Origin of the sequence: Ralstonia sp. 25C (genome assembly GCF_051904805.1) — a bacterium.
Lineage (GTDB): Bacteria > Pseudomonadota > Gammaproteobacteria > Burkholderiales > Burkholderiaceae > Ralstonia.
Genome location: NZ_CP196738.1, coordinates 1,560,041 through 1,578,651 on the forward strand (window position 1 = coordinate 1,560,041; position 18,611 = coordinate 1,578,651).

At 62.7% G+C, this 18,611-nt stretch carries 15 protein-coding genes and 1 pseudogene; 5 read left to right on the forward strand and 11 right to left on the reverse strand.

What is annotated here, in order from left to right; genetic code table 11:
• Window positions 1–379 precede the first annotated feature (379 nt).
• Complete coding sequence (locus ACS7SF_RS25525) at window positions 380–3,664, forward strand: autotransporter outer membrane beta-barrel domain-containing protein (RefSeq protein WP_439893251.1); 3,285 nt, start codon at window positions 380–382, stop codon at window positions 3,662–3,664.
• Window positions 3,665–3,797: 133 nt separating this feature from the next.
• Window positions 3,798–6,761, forward strand: coding sequence for an ATP-binding protein (locus ACS7SF_RS25530; protein WP_439893252.1), 2,964 nt, complete (start codon window positions 3,798–3,800; stop codon window positions 6,759–6,761).
• 13 nt (window positions 6,762–6,774) lie between these two features.
• Here the strand turns inward: ACS7SF_RS25530 and ACS7SF_RS25535 are convergent, their stop codons facing one another.
• Both ACS7SF_RS25535 and ACS7SF_RS25540 read right to left on the reverse strand, forming a co-directional pair.
• Window positions 6,775–7,458 carry a response regulator gene (locus tag ACS7SF_RS25535; protein ID WP_439893253.1) on the reverse strand — a complete coding sequence of 228 codons (684 nt, stop codon included), beginning with the start codon at window positions 7,456–7,458 and terminating at the stop codon, window positions 6,775–6,777.
• 271 nt (window positions 7,459–7,729) lie between these two features.
• Window positions 7,730–7,867, reverse strand: a complete 138-nt coding sequence (locus ACS7SF_RS25540) for a YadA-like family protein (RefSeq protein ID WP_439893254.1) — start codon at window positions 7,865–7,867, stop codon at window positions 7,730–7,732.
• Between the two features lie 569 nt (window positions 7,868–8,436).
• Here ACS7SF_RS25540 and ACS7SF_RS25545 point away from each other — a divergent pair.
• A complete protein-coding gene (locus ACS7SF_RS25545; RefSeq protein ID WP_439893255.1) occupies window positions 8,437–8,913 on the forward strand; it encodes a hypothetical protein in 477 nt (158 codons plus the stop codon).
• Between the two features lie 57 nt (window positions 8,914–8,970).
• On the opposite strand, the gene ACS7SF_RS25550 is transcribed toward ACS7SF_RS25545, so the two are convergent.
• The 3 genes from ACS7SF_RS25550 to ACS7SF_RS25560 form a co-directional block, all read right to left on the reverse strand.
• Window positions 8,971–9,663: a hypothetical protein gene (locus ACS7SF_RS25550; protein ID WP_439893256.1), complete on the reverse strand. Its 693-nt coding sequence runs from the start codon at window positions 9,661–9,663 to the stop codon at window positions 8,971–8,973.
• Between the two features lie 175 nt (window positions 9,664–9,838).
• Entirely contained in the window at window positions 9,839–10,663 is an 825-nt protein-coding gene (locus tag ACS7SF_RS25555; protein ID WP_439893257.1) for a hypothetical protein, read from the reverse strand.
• Between the two features lies 1 nt (window position 10,664).
• Window positions 10,665–11,699 (reverse strand): hypothetical protein, encoded by a 1,035-nt coding sequence (locus ACS7SF_RS25560; RefSeq protein WP_439893258.1) that lies wholly within the window; start codon window positions 11,697–11,699, stop codon window positions 10,665–10,667.
• Between the two features lie 430 nt (window positions 11,700–12,129).
• On the opposite strand from ACS7SF_RS25560, the gene ACS7SF_RS25565 reads away from it, so the two are divergent.
• Window positions 12,130–12,405 carry a hypothetical protein gene (locus ACS7SF_RS25565; RefSeq protein WP_439893259.1) on the forward strand — a complete coding sequence of 92 codons (276 nt, stop codon included), beginning with the start codon at window positions 12,130–12,132 and terminating at the stop codon, window positions 12,403–12,405.
• Between the two features lie 73 nt (window positions 12,406–12,478).
• On the opposite strand, the gene ACS7SF_RS25570 is transcribed toward ACS7SF_RS25565, so the two are convergent.
• The 3 genes from ACS7SF_RS25570 to ACS7SF_RS25580 are packed head-to-tail and all read right to left on the reverse strand — an operon-like array spanning window position 12,479 to window position 13,987.
• Window positions 12,479–13,315 carry a class I SAM-dependent methyltransferase gene (locus ACS7SF_RS25570; RefSeq protein WP_439893260.1) on the reverse strand — a complete coding sequence of 279 codons (837 nt, stop codon included), beginning with the start codon at window positions 13,313–13,315 and terminating at the stop codon, window positions 12,479–12,481.
• 37 nt (window positions 13,316–13,352) lie between these two features.
• The gene (locus ACS7SF_RS25575; protein ID WP_439893261.1) at window positions 13,353–13,724 is read right to left on the reverse strand and encodes a helix-turn-helix domain-containing protein; all 372 of its coding nucleotides are present in this window, start codon (window positions 13,722–13,724) and stop codon (window positions 13,353–13,355) included.
• Complete coding sequence (locus ACS7SF_RS25580) at window positions 13,721–13,987, reverse strand: type II toxin-antitoxin system RelE family toxin (RefSeq protein WP_439893262.1); 267 nt, start codon at window positions 13,985–13,987, stop codon at window positions 13,721–13,723. The genes ACS7SF_RS25575 and ACS7SF_RS25580 overlap by 4 nt, the downstream gene beginning before the upstream one ends.
• 121 nt (window positions 13,988–14,108) lie before the next feature.
• Here ACS7SF_RS25580 and ACS7SF_RS25585 point away from each other — a divergent pair, with 121 nt between their 5' ends.
• Window positions 14,109–15,371 (forward strand): TIGR03862 family flavoprotein, encoded by a 1,263-nt coding sequence (locus tag ACS7SF_RS25585; RefSeq protein ID WP_439893263.1) that lies wholly within the window; start codon window positions 14,109–14,111, stop codon window positions 15,369–15,371.
• Window positions 15,372–15,380: 9 nt separating this feature from the next.
• Here ACS7SF_RS25585 and ACS7SF_RS25590 read toward each other — a convergent pair whose 3' ends face one another.
• The 3 genes and pseudogenes from ACS7SF_RS25590 to ACS7SF_RS25600 form a co-directional block, all read right to left on the reverse strand.
• Window positions 15,381–16,556 (reverse strand): methyltransferase, encoded by a 1,176-nt coding sequence (locus ACS7SF_RS25590; RefSeq protein WP_439893264.1) that lies wholly within the window; start codon window positions 16,554–16,556, stop codon window positions 15,381–15,383.
• A gap of 132 nt (window positions 16,557–16,688) precedes the next feature.
• The gene (locus tag ACS7SF_RS25595; RefSeq protein ID WP_439893265.1) at window positions 16,689–17,135 is read right to left on the reverse strand and encodes a VirK family protein; all 447 of its coding nucleotides are present in this window, start codon (window positions 17,133–17,135) and stop codon (window positions 16,689–16,691) included.
• Between the two features lie 649 nt (window positions 17,136–17,784).
• Window positions 17,785–18,252, reverse strand: a pseudogene (locus ACS7SF_RS25600) (lytic transglycosylase domain-containing protein); the annotation flags it as partial.
• Between the last annotated feature and the right edge of the window lie 359 nt (window positions 18,253–18,611).

Here is an 18,611-nt window from a genome sequence, read left to right on the forward strand (position 1 = left end):
GCATACGAGCTGACTCGCCAGGTCGGCCTCAAGCCTGGTGTGTGAATGCAAAACGGCCCTGCCAGACTTTATGTCTGGCAGGGCCGTTTTCGTTGGCACATAGAAAATGCCAGTGCTGTCCTTCTTGTCGGAGGACGGCGCCAGGTGCTCTCCGCCCTAAAACGCTTGGGGTGAATCAAGAAATGTAGGGAGGCTCCGTTCGGCGCGCAATTTTGGTTCGGTGCGGGCAGTGCGGTGCACAACGATCAATCCATACTGCTATGCAGTATTGAAAAACCTTCCTTGCGAGAAATTTCAATCAGGTGATATAACCCATCCCACGCTGTAAAAGTCTCAAAAAATCTCAGCAAGATTCCCCGTCCGATTGCGAGTGAGAAAAATGAAAAGACATGCGTGGAAGTTGGGTGTTGGAGGAGCGGCAATTCTCACCGGCGCGGTGCCGATAGGCACTTATGCCGCCTGTTCGTCAACGGCGCCGGTCAGCGGTGCCACCGTAACGTGTTCCGGAGCCAGTGTTCCCTCCGTCGTGGCCGTAGGTGGCAGCACCAACGTCGCTATCAATGTCGATTCAACGGCCAGTGGCAGTTTTGTCTTGTCCACTGCGCCTACCCCATTTTCGGTAGATACCTCGAGCGCCATCACCAACAGCGGTAATCTGTCGATGTCGGGCAATGGGACGGGCGTGGCCAACCGTGGTGCGATGTTGCTGGGCGTGAATAACGGCAATACCATCACCAATGCTGCGGGCGGCGTGATTTCCACCACGGGCGCCTATAACGATGGGGTAGCGGCAAACGGCAATAACAACACGCTGGTCAACAACGGCACGATTACCACCACCGGCAACAATTCCTATGGGTTGACGGCGGCATGGGGGCAAAGCAATACCGGAGCGTCGGGCAATACGATTATCAATACCGGTACGGTGACGACCTCCGGCAATAACGCCCGAGCCGCTTCGTTGCTGGGCGGCAGCGGCATCATCAACAACAGCGGCACGCTCACCACCAATGGCCGCGACGCGCCTGCCGTCTACATGCAGGGCAACAACGATTCGCTCGTCAACAGCGGCACGATCCGCACCACGGGCACCGCAACGAGCGGCGGCAGTGTTGACGCGGTGGTGTCGAACACGCTCGGCAGTTCTTTTACGGCGTCCATTACCAACCAGGCGGGCGGCCAGATCATCAGCAACAACGGTATCGGCGTGCGGTCGACCAATGGCGCAACCACCATCACCAATGCAGGGCTGATCCAGGGCGGAGGCGGCACCGCCATCCAGGGCGGCAACGGCCCTGTGACGCTGATCCTGCAGACCGGCTCGCAGATCATCGGTACAGCCAACGGAGGCGGCGGCACCAATACGGTCACGCTGCAGGGCACGGGCACGGCATCGAATGCGTTTGCCAACTTCCAGAGCCTGACGATGGCGGGCACGGACTGGACGTGGGCCGGCACGGGCACGTTCTCGACCGCGCTGGTGCAAAGCGGCACGCTCAACCTGACCGGGACGTTGGGCGCGACCACGGCGTCGGTGGTGGCGACGGTCAACAACGGCGCAACGCTGCAGGCCAATGCGGCGAACCTGCCGCTGTCGGTCACCGACAACGGGCTCGTCCGCTTCCAGCAGGACAGCGCAGGCACGTACGCGGGGGCGATCGGTGGCAGCGGTGCCGTAGAAAAGACCGGCGCCGGCACATTGACGGTATCCGGTGCCAGCACGTATTCGGGCGGTACCACCATCACGCAAGGCGCGCTGTCGGTGGCGGCGGACAACGCGTTGGGCGCATCCACCGGTGGGCTCACGCTCAACGGTGGATCACTGCAGCTTGGCAGCACATTCAACCTGGCGTCCGGCCGTACGGTGTCCATCACGGCCAACAACGGCACGATCGATACCCAAGGCTTCAACTCGACGCTTGCGCAAGGCATCACGGGTGCTGGGTCGCTGACCAAGCTTGGCAGCGGCACGCTCACGCTCAATGGCGTCAACAGCTATGCGGGCGGCACGCAGGTCAGCGCGGGATCGGTCATCGTGGGGGATGGCAGCAGTGCGTCTGCCGCGCTCAGCGGCGGTGGGCCGGTGGCGGTCGCGTCGGGTGCAACGCTCGGTGGCTACGGCAGCGTTACGGGCAATGTGGTGAACAACGGCACGATTGCGGCCGCCAATGCCGTGACGGGCCTCGCCAGCGGTGCCACTGGCAACTTCCAGATCAACGGTAACCTGATCAACGCCGGCCAAGTGCAGCTTGGCGGCAGCGGTGTCGGCAACACGCTCACGGTGGCCGGCAACTACGTCGGCCAGGGCGGAACGATCGGCTTGAATACCTATCTGGGCACGGACGGCGCCGCCTCAGACAAGCTGATCATCAGCGGCGGCAGCACCAGCGGCACCAGCACGCTCAAGGTGCTCAACGTGGGCGGCCCCGGCGCGCAAACGATGGCCGACGGTATCCAGGTCGTGCAGGCCACCAACGGCGGCACGACGAGCGCCAGCGCGTTCACGCTTTCCGGCGGTACGGTCAACGCGGGGGCCTTCTCGTACTACCTGGTGAGAGGCGGTGTGGCCGCCGGATCGGGCAACAACTGGTATCTGCGCAACACGGTCACAGCCGCCACGCCTACTGCACCGGTGAATGCGGCAGTCGGCACGCCAACCGCGATTACCGAAGCCATTGCAGAGGCCACACCGGGCGCCGGTCCGGTGCCGATCTACCGTGAGTCCGTGCCGCTGTATGCCGAAGCCCCGGCCGTCGCCCGTCAGCTCGGCCTGCTGCAGATCGACACCTTCCACGACCGCCAAGGCGAACAAGGCCTGCTGACCGAAAACGGCAAGCTACCCGCGTCGTGGGCACGCGTGTGGGGCGGCAACACCAAGCTGTCGCAAGCGGGTGATGCGAGCCCGTCGTTTGACGGCACCGTGTGGGGCATGCAGGCCGGGCAAGACCTGCTTGCGGATACGCAAGCGAACAGCCATCGCAACCACTACGGCGTGCTGCTCGGTTTCTCACGCGCGACGGGCGATGTGAGCGGCTTTGCGCTGGCACAGCAGGGGCTGGGCGTCGGCTCGCTGCAAGTCAATGCCTATGACCTTGGCGGCTATTGGACGCACATCGCCCCGAGCGGCTGGTACACCGACGCCATCCTGATGGGCAGCGCCCTGACAGTGCACACCAGTGCGAATGACAATGTGCGCGGATCGGCCAACGGCAAGGCAATCACGGGGTCGATGGAGGCCGGCTTGCCGATTCCGCTGACGCAACACCTGACGCTCGAGCCGCAGGCACAGATCGTGTGGCGATGGACGTCGTGGAATGCATTCAACGACGGCGCTTCCGACGTGAGTTGGAACAACGGCAACACGTTCCTGACCCGCGCGGGCGCGCGCCTGCAATGCGCCTTCACATCTGGCGGCGTGAACTGGAAGCCGTATCTGCGCCTGAACGTGTTGCGCGCGTTCGGTGCGGATGACAAGACCACCTTCGGCGGTAGCACCACCATTGGCACGCAGATCAGCCAGACCGCCGGGCAGATCGGCGCGGGGCTCGTCGCGCAGGTCACCAAGCAGGCCAGCGCCTATGCCACGGTCAGCTATCTGACGAATCTGGGCGGTGAGCATCAACGCACGCTCATGGGCAATGCCGGCGTGCGCTGGGCATGGTGATGCCGTAGTGCTGGTCGAGCCGGTTGCGCCGGCGTATGTCAGCAACCCGCTCGCGTCTGCGCAGCGGGTTGTTCGTTTTCGGGTCACGTAATATGACGCGCAATGCTTCGCGCCGATAAAGGATTGCCACGCCATGCCCACCACCCAGTCATCCACCGTGCTTTCAGCCATGCGCCGCTTCCGGCGTTCTGGGCTGTTTGGCGGCGGCGTCGTCCTGACGTTGATGGCGCTGCTGACGTTTGGGATTGCGGTGGCCTCGATGATCCACGCCCATATCGATGCCGAGCGGCGTGAACTCGCCATTGAGGGCCAGCGCATGGCGAGCGAGGTGACCAAGGCCGAGATCGTCCTGCGCAGCACGATCTATCTGGCGGAGCTGGTGTGGAACCAACGCGTCACTGCCGACCCCGATGCCACCGCGCGCTTTCATGCCGACGGCGGCAAGCTGGTGCGTACAAACGATGGCGGACTGCATTCCGTCGTCTTTGCCAGTGCCGCGCCGCAGTCGGCCACGCCCACGCCTGATGTGGAGCGCTTCATCGCGCTGACCGATGCCGTCTCGCGCACGCTGGCCGCCACCGCCAGCATCCAGGGCTACCGCGTCACCACCTATCTGTACACGCCGTCGCGCGATTTTCTGGCGATGTCGCCGTTTCCACTGCCCGATGCGGCCAAGCTGGATGCCGCGTTGGCAGATCGGCCCGCGCTCTTTGCGGCGCTCACGCAAGACGCGGGCGAGTCGATTGCTCCCCAGAGCGTCATGGACGCACGCACCGGCCTACACGCCGTGCGTTGGCTCACGCCATATCGCAATCCGCTGACGGGGGTGGCGTCGGTACGCATGTCGATCTACGGGCTGGATGCCAGCGGCAAGCCTTTCGCGGTGTTCGTTTGCGAGATTCCCGCCGAGGAAGTGCTGGCCCCGCTCTCAATGGATCGATTCGACGGCACGTTTGTCGTGCTGGGTCGCGACGGCGTGCCTATTGCTACCAGTGCCGGGGACACGCGCCCTGATGTGCTGGCCGCCGTGCGTGAACTGGCGCCTGCTTCAGACGGGTTACAGCGGGCCAGCAACGGCGTCATCATGGCGGCCACCCCGCCGGGGCTGGCCGGCGGGCGCATTGTCTATGCCTTTACATGGCGCGACGTGCTGGCCGGTGTCTGGCCCATGATCCGCCTGACGACGTTCCTGACCGGTGGGCTGATCGCCGTGTTGTGGATCTTGCTGTGGTGGTTCAACCGGCGCGTGTTTGTGCCGATGCTCGAGCGCTCCGAGCGTGTGGTGGAAACCGAGCGCCTGAACCGCATGTTGATCGAGATGGCACCCGTCGGCCTCGGTGTCATTGATGCAACCACCGGCGAGCCCATGCTGCGCAGCCCCGTCATGGCAGACGTCGCAGCGCAGACCAAGGTGGATGCGCTGTCGCTGTCCGCCAAGCTGACGCAGCGCTACGCCCAGCGCGGCGGCGCGGGCACCGTGCGCGACGACATCGCGCTTGCCACGGTGGATGGCGGTCAGATCGACCTCGCCGTCAACCTGGTGCCCACGCACTACCGCAATGCCGACGTGCTCGTCACGGCGTTCACCGACATCACCGACAAGAAGCGCACCGAGCTGGCATTGCGTGAAGCCAAGCAGGCGGCCGACAACGCCAACCGCGCCAAATCCGTGTTCCTGGCCACGATGAGCCACGAAATCCGCACGCCGCTCAACGCGATTCTCGGCAACCTCGAACTCATGCAGCGCCTGCCGTTGCCGCCCGCCCTGGGGAAGCGCTTGCAGACGGTGTCTTCGTCCTCCAACGCGCTGCTCGGCATCATCAATGACGTGCTCGATTTCTCCAAGATCGAAGCCGGGCAGTTGTCCATCGAATCGATTGCGTTTGACGCAGCCGCCGTCGTTCGCGACGCCGCCGCCATCTTCGCGCCCATCGCACAAGAGAAGGGCTTGCAGTTCGAGTGCGCCATCGATGCGGGTGTCGCCGCGCACTACATGGGCGACCCCACGCGCCTGCGGCAGATTGCATCGAACCTGCTGAGCAACGCCATCAAGTTCACCGACCAGGGCAGCGTGCGGGTAGCGCTCGGCGCCCAGGACGGCGCGATTGTGCTGAGCGTAGCCGACAGCGGCATCGGCATGAGCCAAGCGCAGCAGGCGCGCCTGTTCGAGCCCTTCATGCAGGCGGATTCCACCATCACACGGCGCTTTGGCGGCACGGGGCTGGGGCTGGCGCTCTGCCGCCGGCTGGTCGGTTTGATGGGCGGCACGATCACGTTGCACAGTGCGCCGGGGGAGGGCAGCGAGTTTGTTGTGACGCTGCCCTTTGCGGTGGCCGACGTTGCGCCCGAGACCAACGAAGACCCGGCACAAGCGCCCGACGCAGGCACCTCGCCCCCCAACATTCGTGTGCTGGCCGCTGATGACCAGGCAGCCAACCGCGAGCTGATCCGCATGCAACTGGAAGCGCTCGGCTACCGCGTCGACATGGCCGAGGATGGCAACGACGCGCTGCAGCGCTTCAACGCGCAACCGCACGACCTCGTGCTGACCGATCTCAACATGCCCGGCATGGATGGCTATGCGTTGGCACGCCGCCTGCGCGAGCAGGGCTCACGCGTGCCCATCATCGCCCTGACGGCCAATGCCGAGGTGGAAGAACATCGCCGCTGTGTGCAGGAAGGCATTGATGGTGTGCTCGTCAAGCCGGTGCTGCTCAAGACGCTGGATGCCACGCTGCGCCGCATGCTGCGCAACGCCCCGTCTGCCGGAACGTCCGGCAGCAAGGCGGCCCCCGCCCCGGCAGGCATTGGGGAAGGCCGCTTGCCCGACGCCATCCTTGCCGCGCTTACCCAATCCACACAAGAGCAGCTTGCCAACTTGCGCGTGGCATTGTTGACCGACGACCGCAAGGCCGCACTGCGCGACCTGCACGCCATGAAAGGCACCTTTGCGATGATCTACGAGCAGGACGTCTCCAACGCCTGTGCCGCAATGGAGCAGCAGACCAAACAGGGCGAGGACCTTGCCCGCCTGGGGCCAGCGCTCGATCAGCTTGTGGTCATGGCGCAGGAAGCGCTTGCGCGGCGCGGTACGTGACCAGGGTCGGGGTTCAGTTCTCTCGTTTCACATGAGGGCGTACGGCCGAAGGGATCAGCCCCGTCTCGATGCCGTAGTGCACCAGATCCAGATCCCGCTCGAGACCCAGCTTGCGCATGGCGGCCGTCTTTTGCGTGCTGATCGTCTTCTTGCTGCGCTGTAGCCGCGCCGCGATCTCGTTCACGGTCAGGCCGGATACAAACAGACGTACCACCTCCAGTTCGCGCGGGGTCAGCGGTGTCTCACTGTGGCGCTTGCGGCGGGCTGGCGTGGCGGTGCGCAGGATGCGTTCGATGGTGGGCGAGACATAGCGGCCATTGGCAAACGCCGCATGCACCGCCAGCGACAGGTGGTCCATCAAATCGGCCTTGCTCACGATGCAGCGGACTTCCTGCGTGAGCGCCTGCAAGATGGCGGGGTTCTCGATCATCGTCAGCACGACAACGCGCACCTGTGGATAGCGCTGCTGAATCAACGACAGGAGCGCCAACCCGTCGCCATGGCTGCCGCCCGGCATGGCGTAGTCGCACACCACCACATCGACGCGGATGCGGTTGAGCAGCGCGATCAGATCAGAGGAGTTGCGCGCGAGGCCGTTGACCAGGATCGACGGGTTGGTAGCAAAGTCATGCCTGACACCAAACAGGATGGCCGGATGGTCGTCGGCCACAGCGACGCGGATCAGGATGGGGTTCATGGTGCAACCGTTGATGGCCGGGGTGGGGTATCGGCCGCAGGAGGCTTCTCGAAACCAAGCCACGACTCTATTGACCTGCACGGCATGCGCAAAGCGGAAGCGTCCTAAAACGGTGCAACAACGTGTGGAAGCAAAAAAAGGGCTCTGGTTACCCAGAGCCCTTTCCCTCATGTGCCGCACGTTCGACCAGCTCGCCCCACTAGGACGGAACAGGAAGGAACAAGACCAAAGGCGAGCAGACCTTACGTGCGGCTAGAGCCTTGCTGACGGATTACCAGACGTAACCGCCGCCAAACGTTGCGCCCACGTCGCCACGGCTGCTGGTGTTGGCTGCGGCCTTGAGCGTCCACTTGCCGTCGGGCGTCATGTAAGGCACGCCGGAGGCCGTGCCGTATTCAAGGCTGCGCATTCGGCGCGCTGTGCCACGTGCTTGCGCGTAAGAGGGCGGGGTGCGGGTGTCGGAGGGCCGATCTCGGGCTTCCAACTGCCGCGTTTGGAGGTCTGAGGCTCGTGTTTGGCCCTCAGAGGGCAGCGTTCCGCCCGCGCAGGCCCGCCATCGGCCCTCAAACCCCCGACCCCTCCACGGTTTGAGGCCCGTATTCCGCCCTCCGAGGCCCGAAGTCGACCGTCTGAAGCCCGTGTTCGGCTGTCAGAGGGTGGAAGCCGGTGGTCTGAGGCCGGAACTTTCGACCTCAGCGGGCGGAGCGCGGCGGTCTGGGGCCGGCGTTCGGCCCTCAGACATCCAGGCGCGAGGGTCGGAGGCCCATGCTCGAGGCTCGGCGGGCCATGTTCGACGGTTGATGCCGCATCACTGGGCCTTGGAGGCCGATCTGTGACGCAGGGTTACGCAACGGCATAGGACGATTCAGATTTTGCGCCGAAACCCGCTTCCAGCCTTGTTTTGCGGGCGATGACGGGCCACGCTCTGCCCCGTCGTGCCAACCGGCGCGACATTCCAACCATAGGATGAGGAGTGTGATGTCTCAGAATTTGATCTCGCTTCAATTGGGGCCGGCTGAACTGGCCGCCGCGGATGCCGCGCTTGCGACCCTGGAGTCGGTGTTTGCTGGCCTGATTGACCTGTCGATCGAGCAACGCAGCACGATCACCAAGATGGGCGACAAGTCGGAAGCGTTTTGCCGCAAGGCCGTGGAGGTGCTGGGCAACAACCCGGGCGTGCTGTCGGTCAATTACAGCCTGGCGGAAGTCCAGAATGATCTGGCCGCGTTTGATGCGCTGCGCCCGCGTTTGATGCGCGTGGAGCAGCTCTGCGAGCGGATGCGCGATTCGCAGATGGCGCTGGGCAGTGATTTGATGACGGCCTCGCTGGAGGGGTATGCCTACCTGAAGGTGGCAGGCCAGGGCGAGGCGCTGGATACCGCGCGGCAGGCGTTGTCGGTGCGCTTTAACCGGGGGCCGCGCAAGAAGAAGGCGGAAGAGGGCGCTGCGGTTTGATCGGCATACCCCGTCAGCCGTCATCATGAAGAAACGGAGGCGTTGGCCTCCGTTTTTTTATTGCTGGCGTGCTGCCGGGCGGTAGTCCTTCATCAGCCAGCGCGAGAGGAAGAACGTGCGGCGGAGTTCTTGGATTTTTTCGTAGTCGGCGTTGATGAAGCGGCGGTTGGTTTGTTTTTCGTATTGGCGGAGTGAGCACAGCTTTGCGAGGGTGCTGCCACCGCTTTTGAGGCCGTAATATATGGAAAAGAACATCACCATAGGCATCATGATAAAAATCGAATCGTAGATATTGCCAAATAACTTCAGTATGGTGATGACGACTATGAAAATTAGGCCAACGGCTGTGAGTAGGTTATGAGATTCGTTGCCGGAGCTTTTTACTGGGTCAATCACGTAGTTTTCAAAATCGACGCCGATCATGATTTTCTTCTTCCACTTTTCTTCGTCTCGGTGTCGAACGGCGTTGATCTTTTTAAGATGAATTAGCACGCCAAATGCCACTGAAGTGATGATGGTCATTAGGTAAAGTATGAGGATAGGTATTCTGATTTCTTTGGCGCCAATTTTGTCGGCAACAAGGAGCGATATGGGTCCGAATAGAAAAATGAAGAGCGGAAAAAGGTACAGGAGAGATAGGAAATAAGATCGAATTGAGAAGTCTGATCGATATTTCACCCAGAACCCGAAGATCAGCCCAATCGCGGTCATGCTGATAACAAATTCAAGGAGGCCGTCTTTGAATTCCACGGAGTTTATTGCTATGTTAAATATTAGGAAAGTCGGTGCGCCGCATAAGCCAAAGCGCAACGGCGCTCTCGGCACGATGAATCGGGCGCTCTCTATGTCTGTTAGCAATGATTCCCTCGGTGTCGGTGATTCTCGCATCACGAAAGAAAACGGAGGCGTCGGCCTCCGTTTTCAGTTACTGACTTGCTGCCGGGCAGTAGTCCTTCATCAGCCAGCGCGACAGGAAGAACGTGCGGCGGAGTTCTTGGATTTTTTCGTAGTCGGCGTTGATGAAGCGGCGGTTGGTTTGTTTTTCGTATTGGCGGAGTGTGTATAGAGTTGCGATCCCGGGGCCAATTTTCTTGAGGGAGAGGTACGCAAACACGCCGACTATCATCGGCATCGCAATTAGCATTACGTTGTTCTTTGATCCCGTAAATATCTGGAACAGCAAGGGAATGTTCACCGCCAGAGAGCCTGCTACCCACCCTGCCGATTTAAGCTTGTCAGAATCACCGTCCCCATTTCCTGGTGTCGGTTGAATTCTGTAGCTATTGAAATCGACAAATTTTCTATAAGGCGCTTTCCAGTCGTCACGACCAATCTTGCGAAGATTACGAATTTCTGCCAATGATCGTGAAAGGGAGAAGGCGAATGGAGAAATAATTGATGCAAGGTATAAAACAACAAAGATTTCCGCCGAATCGCCGGCGCCAGAAATATCCGATGCCAATATGGAGCACGTCGCTCCAAATATTATCGGTCCTATAAACAAGAAGTAGTACGCCAAATTCAATGAAAATTTGACGGAGAATTCGGTTCGATATTTGACCCAAATTCCAAGTGCTAGGCCGGTGGCTGCCGAGAATAAGGCAAAATCCCAAGCGTTAAACACTCCGTCAAGGCTAAGTCGTTTATCAAGGAATAGTCCAGTCAAACCAAGGAATGCGAAATTCAGCCACATTCCGATGAATGGGGTTTTCTTCAATCCAAATTTTGCGCCATCGAAAGAAGTTAGCAAATCACTCTCCCAATTTCTGCTGAACAAATTCAGCCAAATCGTCGCCCTTGCCGGAAGCCCCCCAAACCATTTGCACGGCGACGCCCGCGATTAGTGCAACGAGGATGATCGGTGCGCTGGCAGCTAGAGCGGCGCCACCCACAATCCCAACGCCTGTAGTGATCGCACCGGAAGTAATAAACCCGACCAAGTTGCCGCTCTGGCTTCGCGCCGAAGCAATCGCAAACCGTCTGGTGTCAAACTTCAATTTCCCGTTGGTATCCCGATGAATGCTATCCACGGTGTCCAGCACAAGGCTCGGGGCAAATGTCAGGACTGCGTTGCCACCTCCGCCCCGGATATACATCCGTGATAGCGGTGACACCTTGGGGGCAAGCTCCCGCAAATTGGCGTTCTTGACCGTTGCTGTCGCCACCTGCGTGCGGGCATTGATCCTCCCGTTCTGCCCCAGCAGCGCCGGCTGTACCGTCTCGATGGGCATGTTGGTAATCCGAATCTTCGGCCTCGGTCGGCCTTTGCCGCTGGTGTTGGCGTTGTAGAGCGTGGCATAGGGGCTGATACGCACGCTGTTGCTCTGGCCGGACAGAATCTTTTGCGCGCCGGCCTGAATTGACTTCTCAAGACGCACGCCGTGCGATGCATGGGCGGCCGACATTCCCGTATTCAAGTTGGCTAACAAGCCCCCGGGGCCAAAGGCCGCATTCCGTGCCTCAGACATGTACCGCTCAGCGGTCCCCGGTTTGCCGCTGGGGCTGCCGTACAGGTAGTCAAGCATCCACGATGTACCGCCGTTGGCGGTAGCCGGCGTTTGTTCGGAGGCCGCCACCATGCTGCCAATCAACTGCGCAGCCAACACCGGATCGAGGTCGAAATCGCCATTGAGCAACTCGGTGCCGATATGCCATCCGTCGGCGCGGCTGAACTGGTCAATGCTGTTGGGCCACTGATTGGGCGGCAAGGTGCTGCGATAGCGCTGGAGTGACAGACAGACGTTGTTGGCCTGGGCGCGGCCAATACAAGCGGTGGAACTCGGCATGGGTTTCTCTCTGGCGGACGAAACCGGCCACGCTAGCGGACTTGCCGAGCACGCTCTATCGGACTGCGCCTAATTTGGGATGCCCTTCTGCGACACACAAGAACCGGAGAATCGGAATCGGGGCGCGATCCGCATCGCTATAATTGCGACCGCTGCCGGACCAACGGTAGCCGGGCGTGGAAACCCGACCACTCAAGGCGGACAGTGACTGTCCGAGAGCGCTCACGCGCGCCTTCTTTATGGCGGGCCGGGCGGAGCAGCCTTCGGGCTGGCTGATTGCCTTGGGTATCAGTTTCCACCTCCGCCGTCGGGCCCGCCTCCCTCACGTGGAAATGAGCGGCGGGCCTTCAATGACCCAAGGAGGCTTCATGCCAGTTGCGTCTTACCCATCGCCCCCCACACGCTGCCCCCGTTTCTCAGGAGGCACGCCATGACCCCCACCCAACGCCGTACTTACCTCACCGGTGCATTGGCCGCGCGGGATTACCTCTGCCGCACGCAGGCCGATCTGCGCGTCCACCGCCAGTTCCGCCCCGATACGCTGCGCTGGGCGTTGGCCCATACCAGCACCCGGCCACCGGAATATCGGGCAGGGTTTCTGGATGGCATCGGCGCGTTTGTCTCGATGGTGTTGGAGGGGTGCCAGGTCAACCCCGAAACGTGGGAAGTGCTGACCGCCGTAGAGCGGGCTGGCGAGCGTCAGTAACAACTAGACGGACGTGTCCCCGAGACGGGCGGGGATGCCTCAGACCGTGCAGGCGGATGCTGCTCAGTGCCGCTCAGGCCGGCGCAAAAAACCGCTCATGCAGCTCTTCCAGCCCCAGCGTGCTGATCACCTCATGCAGCCGCTCGGTCGGGCGCTTGCGCGGCAGGTTCTTGTACTGCGCGATGATCAGTTCGTTCTTCATCGAGTGTTCCCAGCCAACCAGCTCCGTCACGCTCACCTGATAGCCGTGGGCTTCCAGTTGCAGGCAGCGCAGCACGTTGGTGACCTGGCTGCCGAATTCACGCGTGTGCAGCGGGTGGCGCCAGATCTCGGTGAGCGCATTGCCGAGCGACTTGCCCTTGTTCTTGCGCAGCACGCCGGCCACCTCGGCCTGGCAGCACGGCACGAGCACGATGTATTGGGCCTTCTTCTCCAGCGCAAAGCGGATCGCATCGTCCGTGGCGGTGTTGCACGCGTGCAGCGCGGTGACGATGTCGATGGTGGCCGGCAGCTTGTCTGACGTAATGGACTCCGCCACAGACAGGTTCAGGAACGACATCCCCTTGAAGCCGAGCCGTGCCGCCAGTTCGGTCGATTTGGTGACCAGCTCTTCGCGCGTTTCGATGCCGTAGATGTGCGAGGTGCCGTCGCCGGGTTGTTCCTTGCAGAACAGGTCGTACAGGATGAAGCCGAGGTACGACTTGCCGGCGCCGTGGTCGACCAGCGAGACGTGCCCCTTGACCTGCTGCACGTCGGCCAGTAGCGGTTCGATGAACTGGAACAGGTGATAGACCTGCTTGAGCTTGCGGCGGCTGTCCTGGTTCATCTTGCCGTCGCGCGTCAGGATGTGCAGTTCCTTGAGCAGCTCGATGGACTGGTTCGGGCGGATTTCGTGGGTGTTGTTGGACATCGTGCGTGAATCAATGTTGATGCGTCGACCAGCAGTTTTATGCGTCGACCAGGAGGTCGAGGGGCACATTCAGTGCATCGGCCAACTTCTTGAGCAGTTCAGCGGTGCCGCCGCGCTGCCCGGTTTCGATCTGGCTGAGATAGGGTTTGCTGATACCGGTGGCTTCGGCCAGGGCATCTTGGGTCATGCGCCGGTAGTTGCGCCACGCGCGCACGGGGTGATCGCCTGCAAGTTCTGCATCCACAACGGCGGCCGGCACACGAAAGCCGTCGTCTTCGGCCTTGGCTTGGTCGAACAGCGTTTCGTCGTCCAGGTCTTCGGCCAGATGCTTGATGCGGTCCCAAAGCTCGATGGGCACCACGGCAAATTCACGGTGTCCGTCACGTTCGATGAATTGGACTTGGGTCATTTGTATGCGCCTCCGCGCGGTTTGATGGCCAGCACCACGATCACGACGCGGCCGTCTTCAATCTGATACAGCACACGCCAGTCGGCCACGCGGAGCCGGTAGCCCTCACGTCCGGCGAGCTTCTTTGCGTTCGGGTTTGGCGCATAGGGGTCGACTGCGAGTGCATCGATTTTGGCTCCGATCGTTACCGCGGTTGCCGCGACATTGCGTGGCATGGTCTTCAGGGCTTGCGCGGCCTGTTTTGTGAACTCGATGGCGTGCATCTCGCAATATTAGCAAATTGCTAACAAAATAGCTAACTATGTTTGCTATGGTTTGCTGGAGCCCGATCGAGGTGTGACAATGGCGCCCCGTTTGCTTGCCCGTTGCATGATCTGCCATTGCATGTCTGAACCCCATAACGCCCCCCTCGTTGCCGTGATCGGCGCCGGCCCTGCCGGGCTGATGGCTGCCGAAGTGCTGTCCCGCCATGGCGTGCGGGTGGACGTGTACGACGCCATGCCGTCGGCCGGGCGCAAGTTCCTGCTGGCGGGCATCGGCGGGATGAACATCACGCACTCGGAGCCGATCGATGTATTTCTCGGCCGCTATCGCGCGCGCCGCGAGCAACTGGCACCGTTCATCCATCGCTTCAACCCCGATGCGCTGCGCGCGTGGATTCACGGTCTGGGCATCGATACGTTCGTTGGCAGCTCGGGCCGCGTGTTCCCCACCGAGATGAAGGCGGCGCCGTTGCTGCGCGCGTGGCTGCATCGGTTGCGGCAAGCGGGCGTGCAGTTGCATATGCGGCACCGTTGGGTGGGCTGGGCGCAGCCATCCGACCACGCGCACGTGCTGCGCTTTGAAACCGCCGATGTTGAGCGGCTTGTGCAAGCCGATGCCGTGGTGCTGGCCATGGGCGGCGGCAGCTGGCCGCGCCTGGGTTCCGACGGCGCCTGGGTGCCGCTGCTGGAGGCGCGCGGCGTGCAGGTGCAGCCGCTCCAGCCCGCCAACTGCGGCTTTGATACGGATTGGAGCGCGCACTTTCAGGAGCGCTTTGCAGGGCAGCCCGTCAAGTCGGTCGCCATCGGTTTGCCGTCGGGCGAGGGCGGTGCGCTGCAGTTCCGCCAGGGCGAGTTCGTCGTCACGCAGACGGGGGTGGAGGGCAGTCTCGTCTATGCGCTGTCCGCGCCCATTCGCGACGCGTTGTTGGCGGACGGTGAAGCCACGGTCTGGCTGGACCTGGCGCCTGGCTGGAGTGCACAGCGCGTAGCCGATGAGCTAATGCGCCCGCGCGGCGCACGCTCCATGTCGAGCCATCTACAGAGCAAGCTGAACATCACCGGCGTGAAGCTGGGGCTGCTGCGCGAATGTTTGAGCAAGGAGGCGTTTGCCGATCTGCCTCAACTCGCCAAGGCCATCAAGGCGCTGCCGTTGCGCCTCACGCGCGCGCGGCCCATTGACGAGGCGATCAGCAGTGCCGGTGGTGTCGCGTTTGAGGCCTTGGATGCCAAGCTGATGATCGAGCGCCTGCCCGGCGTGTTCTGCGCGGGCGAGATGCTCGATTGGGAAGCGCCGACCGGTGGCTATCTGCTGACGGCGTGCTTTGCGAGCGGCGCCGCTGCGGGGCAGGGCGCGCTCGACTATTTAGCGGCATTGCACCGCTAACGCACTGGCTTACTGGCGCGCTTTCAGGCGCCACAACGACGTCACCTCGGCAACGCGAGCTTTGTACAGCGGGTCGTTCTCATCGGATGCCTTGGGGTGCTTCGGCTTGATGTCTTCGCGGCCGACGACTTGCAAACCGGCCGCGTCGATCATTGCGCGCAGGGCTTCACGCGTGCGCAGGCCCAGGTGCTCGGCAAAGTCCGACAGGATCAGCCAGCCTTCGCCGTTGGGCTCCAGATGCGCGGCCAGGCCATCGAGAAAGCCGCGCAGCATGCGGCTCTCCGGGTCATAGACGGCACGCTCGATCGGGGAGCTGGGCCGTGCCGGCACCCACGGCGGGTTGCACACGACCAGCGGCGCGCGGCCTTCGGGAAACAGATCGGCCTCCACCACTTCCACCCGGGTTTGCAGGCCGAGGCGCGCGACGTTCTCGCGCGCGCAGGCAAGGGCGCGTGGGTCCTGGTCGGTGCCGATGACGCGCTTCACGCCGCGCTTGGCGAGCACCGCAGCCAGCACGCCGGTGCCTGTGCCGATGTCGAATGCCAGCGCCTTCGAGGGCAACGGCGCATGGGCCAGCAGATCGATGTATTCCCCACGCACCGGCGAGAACACGCCGTAGTGCGGGTGAACGCGCCCATCGCCCAACGTGCCCAGGGCGGGAATCTCGACACCCTTCTTGCGCCATTCGTGCGCGCCGATCAAGCCGAGCAGTTCGCGCAGTGAGACGACAGATGCGGCATGGCCGGCGCCATAGGCCTCGGTGCACGCGTCGCGCACGTCGGGCGCGCGGCGCAGGGGGATCGTGTAATCCGCATCCAACGGAATCAGCAGCATGCCGAGCGTGCGGGCCCGCTGCGATTGGGCCAGGCGGTGCAGGTTGAACGCATCGATGGGCGAGGCGGCTTCCTTGCGCGGCTTGCCGGGTTTGCCGGATTTACGATGGTCGGTGCGACGGGATAGGGCCTGCAGCAGTTGGCGTGCGTTCTGGAAGTCGCCTTGCCAGAGCAGTGCCGTGCCTTCGCAAGCGAGGCGGTAGGCGGTGTCGGCCGAGGTGCGGTCATCGGCGATGACCACGCGCTTGGGCGGCGGGTTGCCGGCTTCGGAGCGCCAGAGGGCGGTGTGGACGGCGTCGCTGGCGGTTTCAGGACGGTCGTCGGTCCAGCTGAGGGTGGGGTGATCGGTCACGGGTGGTATCGGAAAGCGGCGGGCCGGCGTGGGCCGGGGAAACCGCGACACGATACCGCCCGTTACGCCAACGCACAATGCCGGCGGGTGCCGGGGCGTGCACGTTGGCGGTTGGCGCGGTGCGGTTTGCGCTCAGTATTGGACGAACAGCTTGACGCCGTCGCCCAACTTGCAGGTGTACGACACCTGGCTTTGCAGTGTGTAGGCGGGCATGGCGAAGATGTACGACGCGAAGTGCGCCGTGCCGGTGGCGTCGATGGTGTAGCGCAGGAATTGGGTGATGGGCGTGCCATCCTGCCGGACGGTGACGTGCGTGTCGGCAAAGCTGAGGGTGTGGTCGGGCAGGATGCGGTAGGCGCCGACGGTCAGCCCGCCGCGTGTGGTGCCGGCCGGGGTGGTGGGCGTGTCGCCCGTGCAGCGGGTGAGGTCGATGGTGGCGTTCAGTTGCTTGCCGGCAGCCAGGGCTTGCTCGACGGCCACGACGTCTTGCACGGGGATGCGGGGGCCCTGTGCGAGTGCGGGCGAAACCGCCACACAGGCGGCGATGCAGGCGAGGGAGCGAATCAACATTGGCGTCATGGTTGGTTTGGGTGGGTCAACGGAAAAAGTAGAAACAAAAAGGGACCCGCTGTCGAAGCCGGGCCCCCTTGTGGTTGGCATGCGCGGGTGTGTGATGTCGCGCTTGTTCTTTCTATGAGAAGCAGCGTAGGCGAAGCCCTGCCCGATGTCTGGCTTGAAGTCTCAACTTTGTTCAGCGCCTGCCGCGCGCAGGCAAAAAAGAACCCGCCATGGAGGCGGGTTTGGATCGTCCAAAAACACACAACAGGGAGACAACGCCGCAGCGTTGTCATGGCGCGATCGCTAGATCGTGCAGCGTTGACGCATCCGCCTGCACGCCATACCGGGGACATGGCGGCGGAACCATAGAGGGGCCATGATTCCGCCTTACCCGGCACGGCGCTGGGCCTGCGGTCGTGTCAAGCTGGGCGCGACTTTAGCAGCGCTGCCGCGTTCAATCCATACCATGCGCGGTGTTGTGAGGATTGATGATTTTTCAGCGGCTGAACCGCTCACGCAGGCTCGCGCTTTGGTTGAGGTTGGTCAGCATCGCGTCGAGCCAATGGTCATCGGGTGGTGCCTGGTGTTCGGGTGCTTGGCTTGCCGTATGCCGCAGCGTGACGGCACGCATGGGTTGCGCGGTATCGCGCAGCGGCTGTGCGGCGGGCTCCTGCGCGCGCGCGGTGGCTGCAATGGGTGCGCGCGCTCCGAGCTTGCGATTGAGAATGCCTTCCACCGCGCGCGCGTAGACGCCGTTTTCGCCCGGCGATTCCGAGTGGTACGCGCCAATGGCCCGCCAGCTGTTGCCGTGCAACTGGACCTTGCGCGCCAAGTGCCATGCCGCCACGTAGGCGCTCACGCACGGGTCGTACAGCGCCTGGCGGCCGATGCCGTAGCGGGACAGTTCGGGCAGGTGGATCGTGTTGATCTGGAACATGCCCAGATCTTCGCTGCCGTTGCGATTGCGGTTGTGCGCCTGCGGGTTCAGGTGCGATTCCTGATAGCCGATGGCGCGCAGCACTTGCGGGTTCACACCGTGATAGGACGCAGCATCGTCAATGCAATCGGCCAGTGCGTGTGCAGGCAGCCACGCCAACAGCGCGAGCAGGCCGCGCACCCATGCATTACGCGTTCGCATGCGGCTGGGTGCCGGCGCAGCGGCGTGCGATGGTGTGGCGTTGATGCAGACGTTGTTGCTGCCACGTGTGATGCGTGTCTCGGCGCACGGCCGGTCGCGCAACGTGGGCGTTGGCGCGACGTTCGCGCGCAGCCAGGGTGCGGGGCGATGGGGCATGCATGATGACTCTCGTGCAATGAAGATGCGCCGATCATAGAAACGCGCGCGGCGTGGCAGCCCCACACGCTGCGAACTCGCTTGCGCTGGAGCGAAGCGGCGTCGCCCGGTGGTTGCCACATGGGGTTCGGTGCGAGCGCGAAGGGTTCGTGCCGGCACGCGGTGCGGTGCGTCATGCCCCATACGATGGAGGAACAGGCGGA

Coding starts and splice junctions, on each gene's coding strand:
- ACS7SF_RS25525 (WP_439893251.1), top strand. CDS start 380: ATGAAAAGACATGCGTGGAAGTTGGGTGTTGGAGGAGCGGCAATTCTC.
- ACS7SF_RS25530 (WP_439893252.1), top strand. CDS start 3,798: ATGCCCACCACCCAGTCATCCACCGTGCTTTCAGCCATGCGCCGCTTC.
- ACS7SF_RS25535 (WP_439893253.1), bottom strand. CDS start 7,458: ATGAACCCCATCCTGATCCGCGTCGCTGTGGCCGACGACCATCCGGCC.
- ACS7SF_RS25540 (WP_439893254.1), bottom strand. CDS start 7,867: ATGCGCAGCCTTGAATACGGCACGGCCTCCGGCGTGCCTTACATGACG.
- ACS7SF_RS25545 (WP_439893255.1), top strand. CDS start 8,437: ATGTCTCAGAATTTGATCTCGCTTCAATTGGGGCCGGCTGAACTGGCC.
- ACS7SF_RS25560 (WP_439893258.1), bottom strand. CDS start 11,699: ATGCCGAGTTCCACCGCTTGTATTGGCCGCGCCCAGGCCAACAACGTC.
- ACS7SF_RS25565 (WP_439893259.1), top strand. CDS start 12,130: ATGACCCCCACCCAACGCCGTACTTACCTCACCGGTGCATTGGCCGCG.
- ACS7SF_RS25570 (WP_439893260.1), bottom strand. CDS start 13,315: ATGTCCAACAACACCCACGAAATCCGCCCGAACCAGTCCATCGAGCTG.
- ACS7SF_RS25575 (WP_439893261.1), bottom strand. CDS start 13,724: ATGACCCAAGTCCAATTCATCGAACGTGACGGACACCGTGAATTTGCC.
- ACS7SF_RS25580 (WP_439893262.1), bottom strand. CDS start 13,987: ATGCACGCCATCGAGTTCACAAAACAGGCCGCGCAAGCCCTGAAGACC.
- ACS7SF_RS25585 (WP_439893263.1), top strand. CDS start 14,109: ATGTCTGAACCCCATAACGCCCCCCTCGTTGCCGTGATCGGCGCCGGC.
- ACS7SF_RS25595 (WP_439893265.1), bottom strand. CDS start 17,135: ATGACGCCAATGTTGATTCGCTCCCTCGCCTGCATCGCCGCCTGTGTG.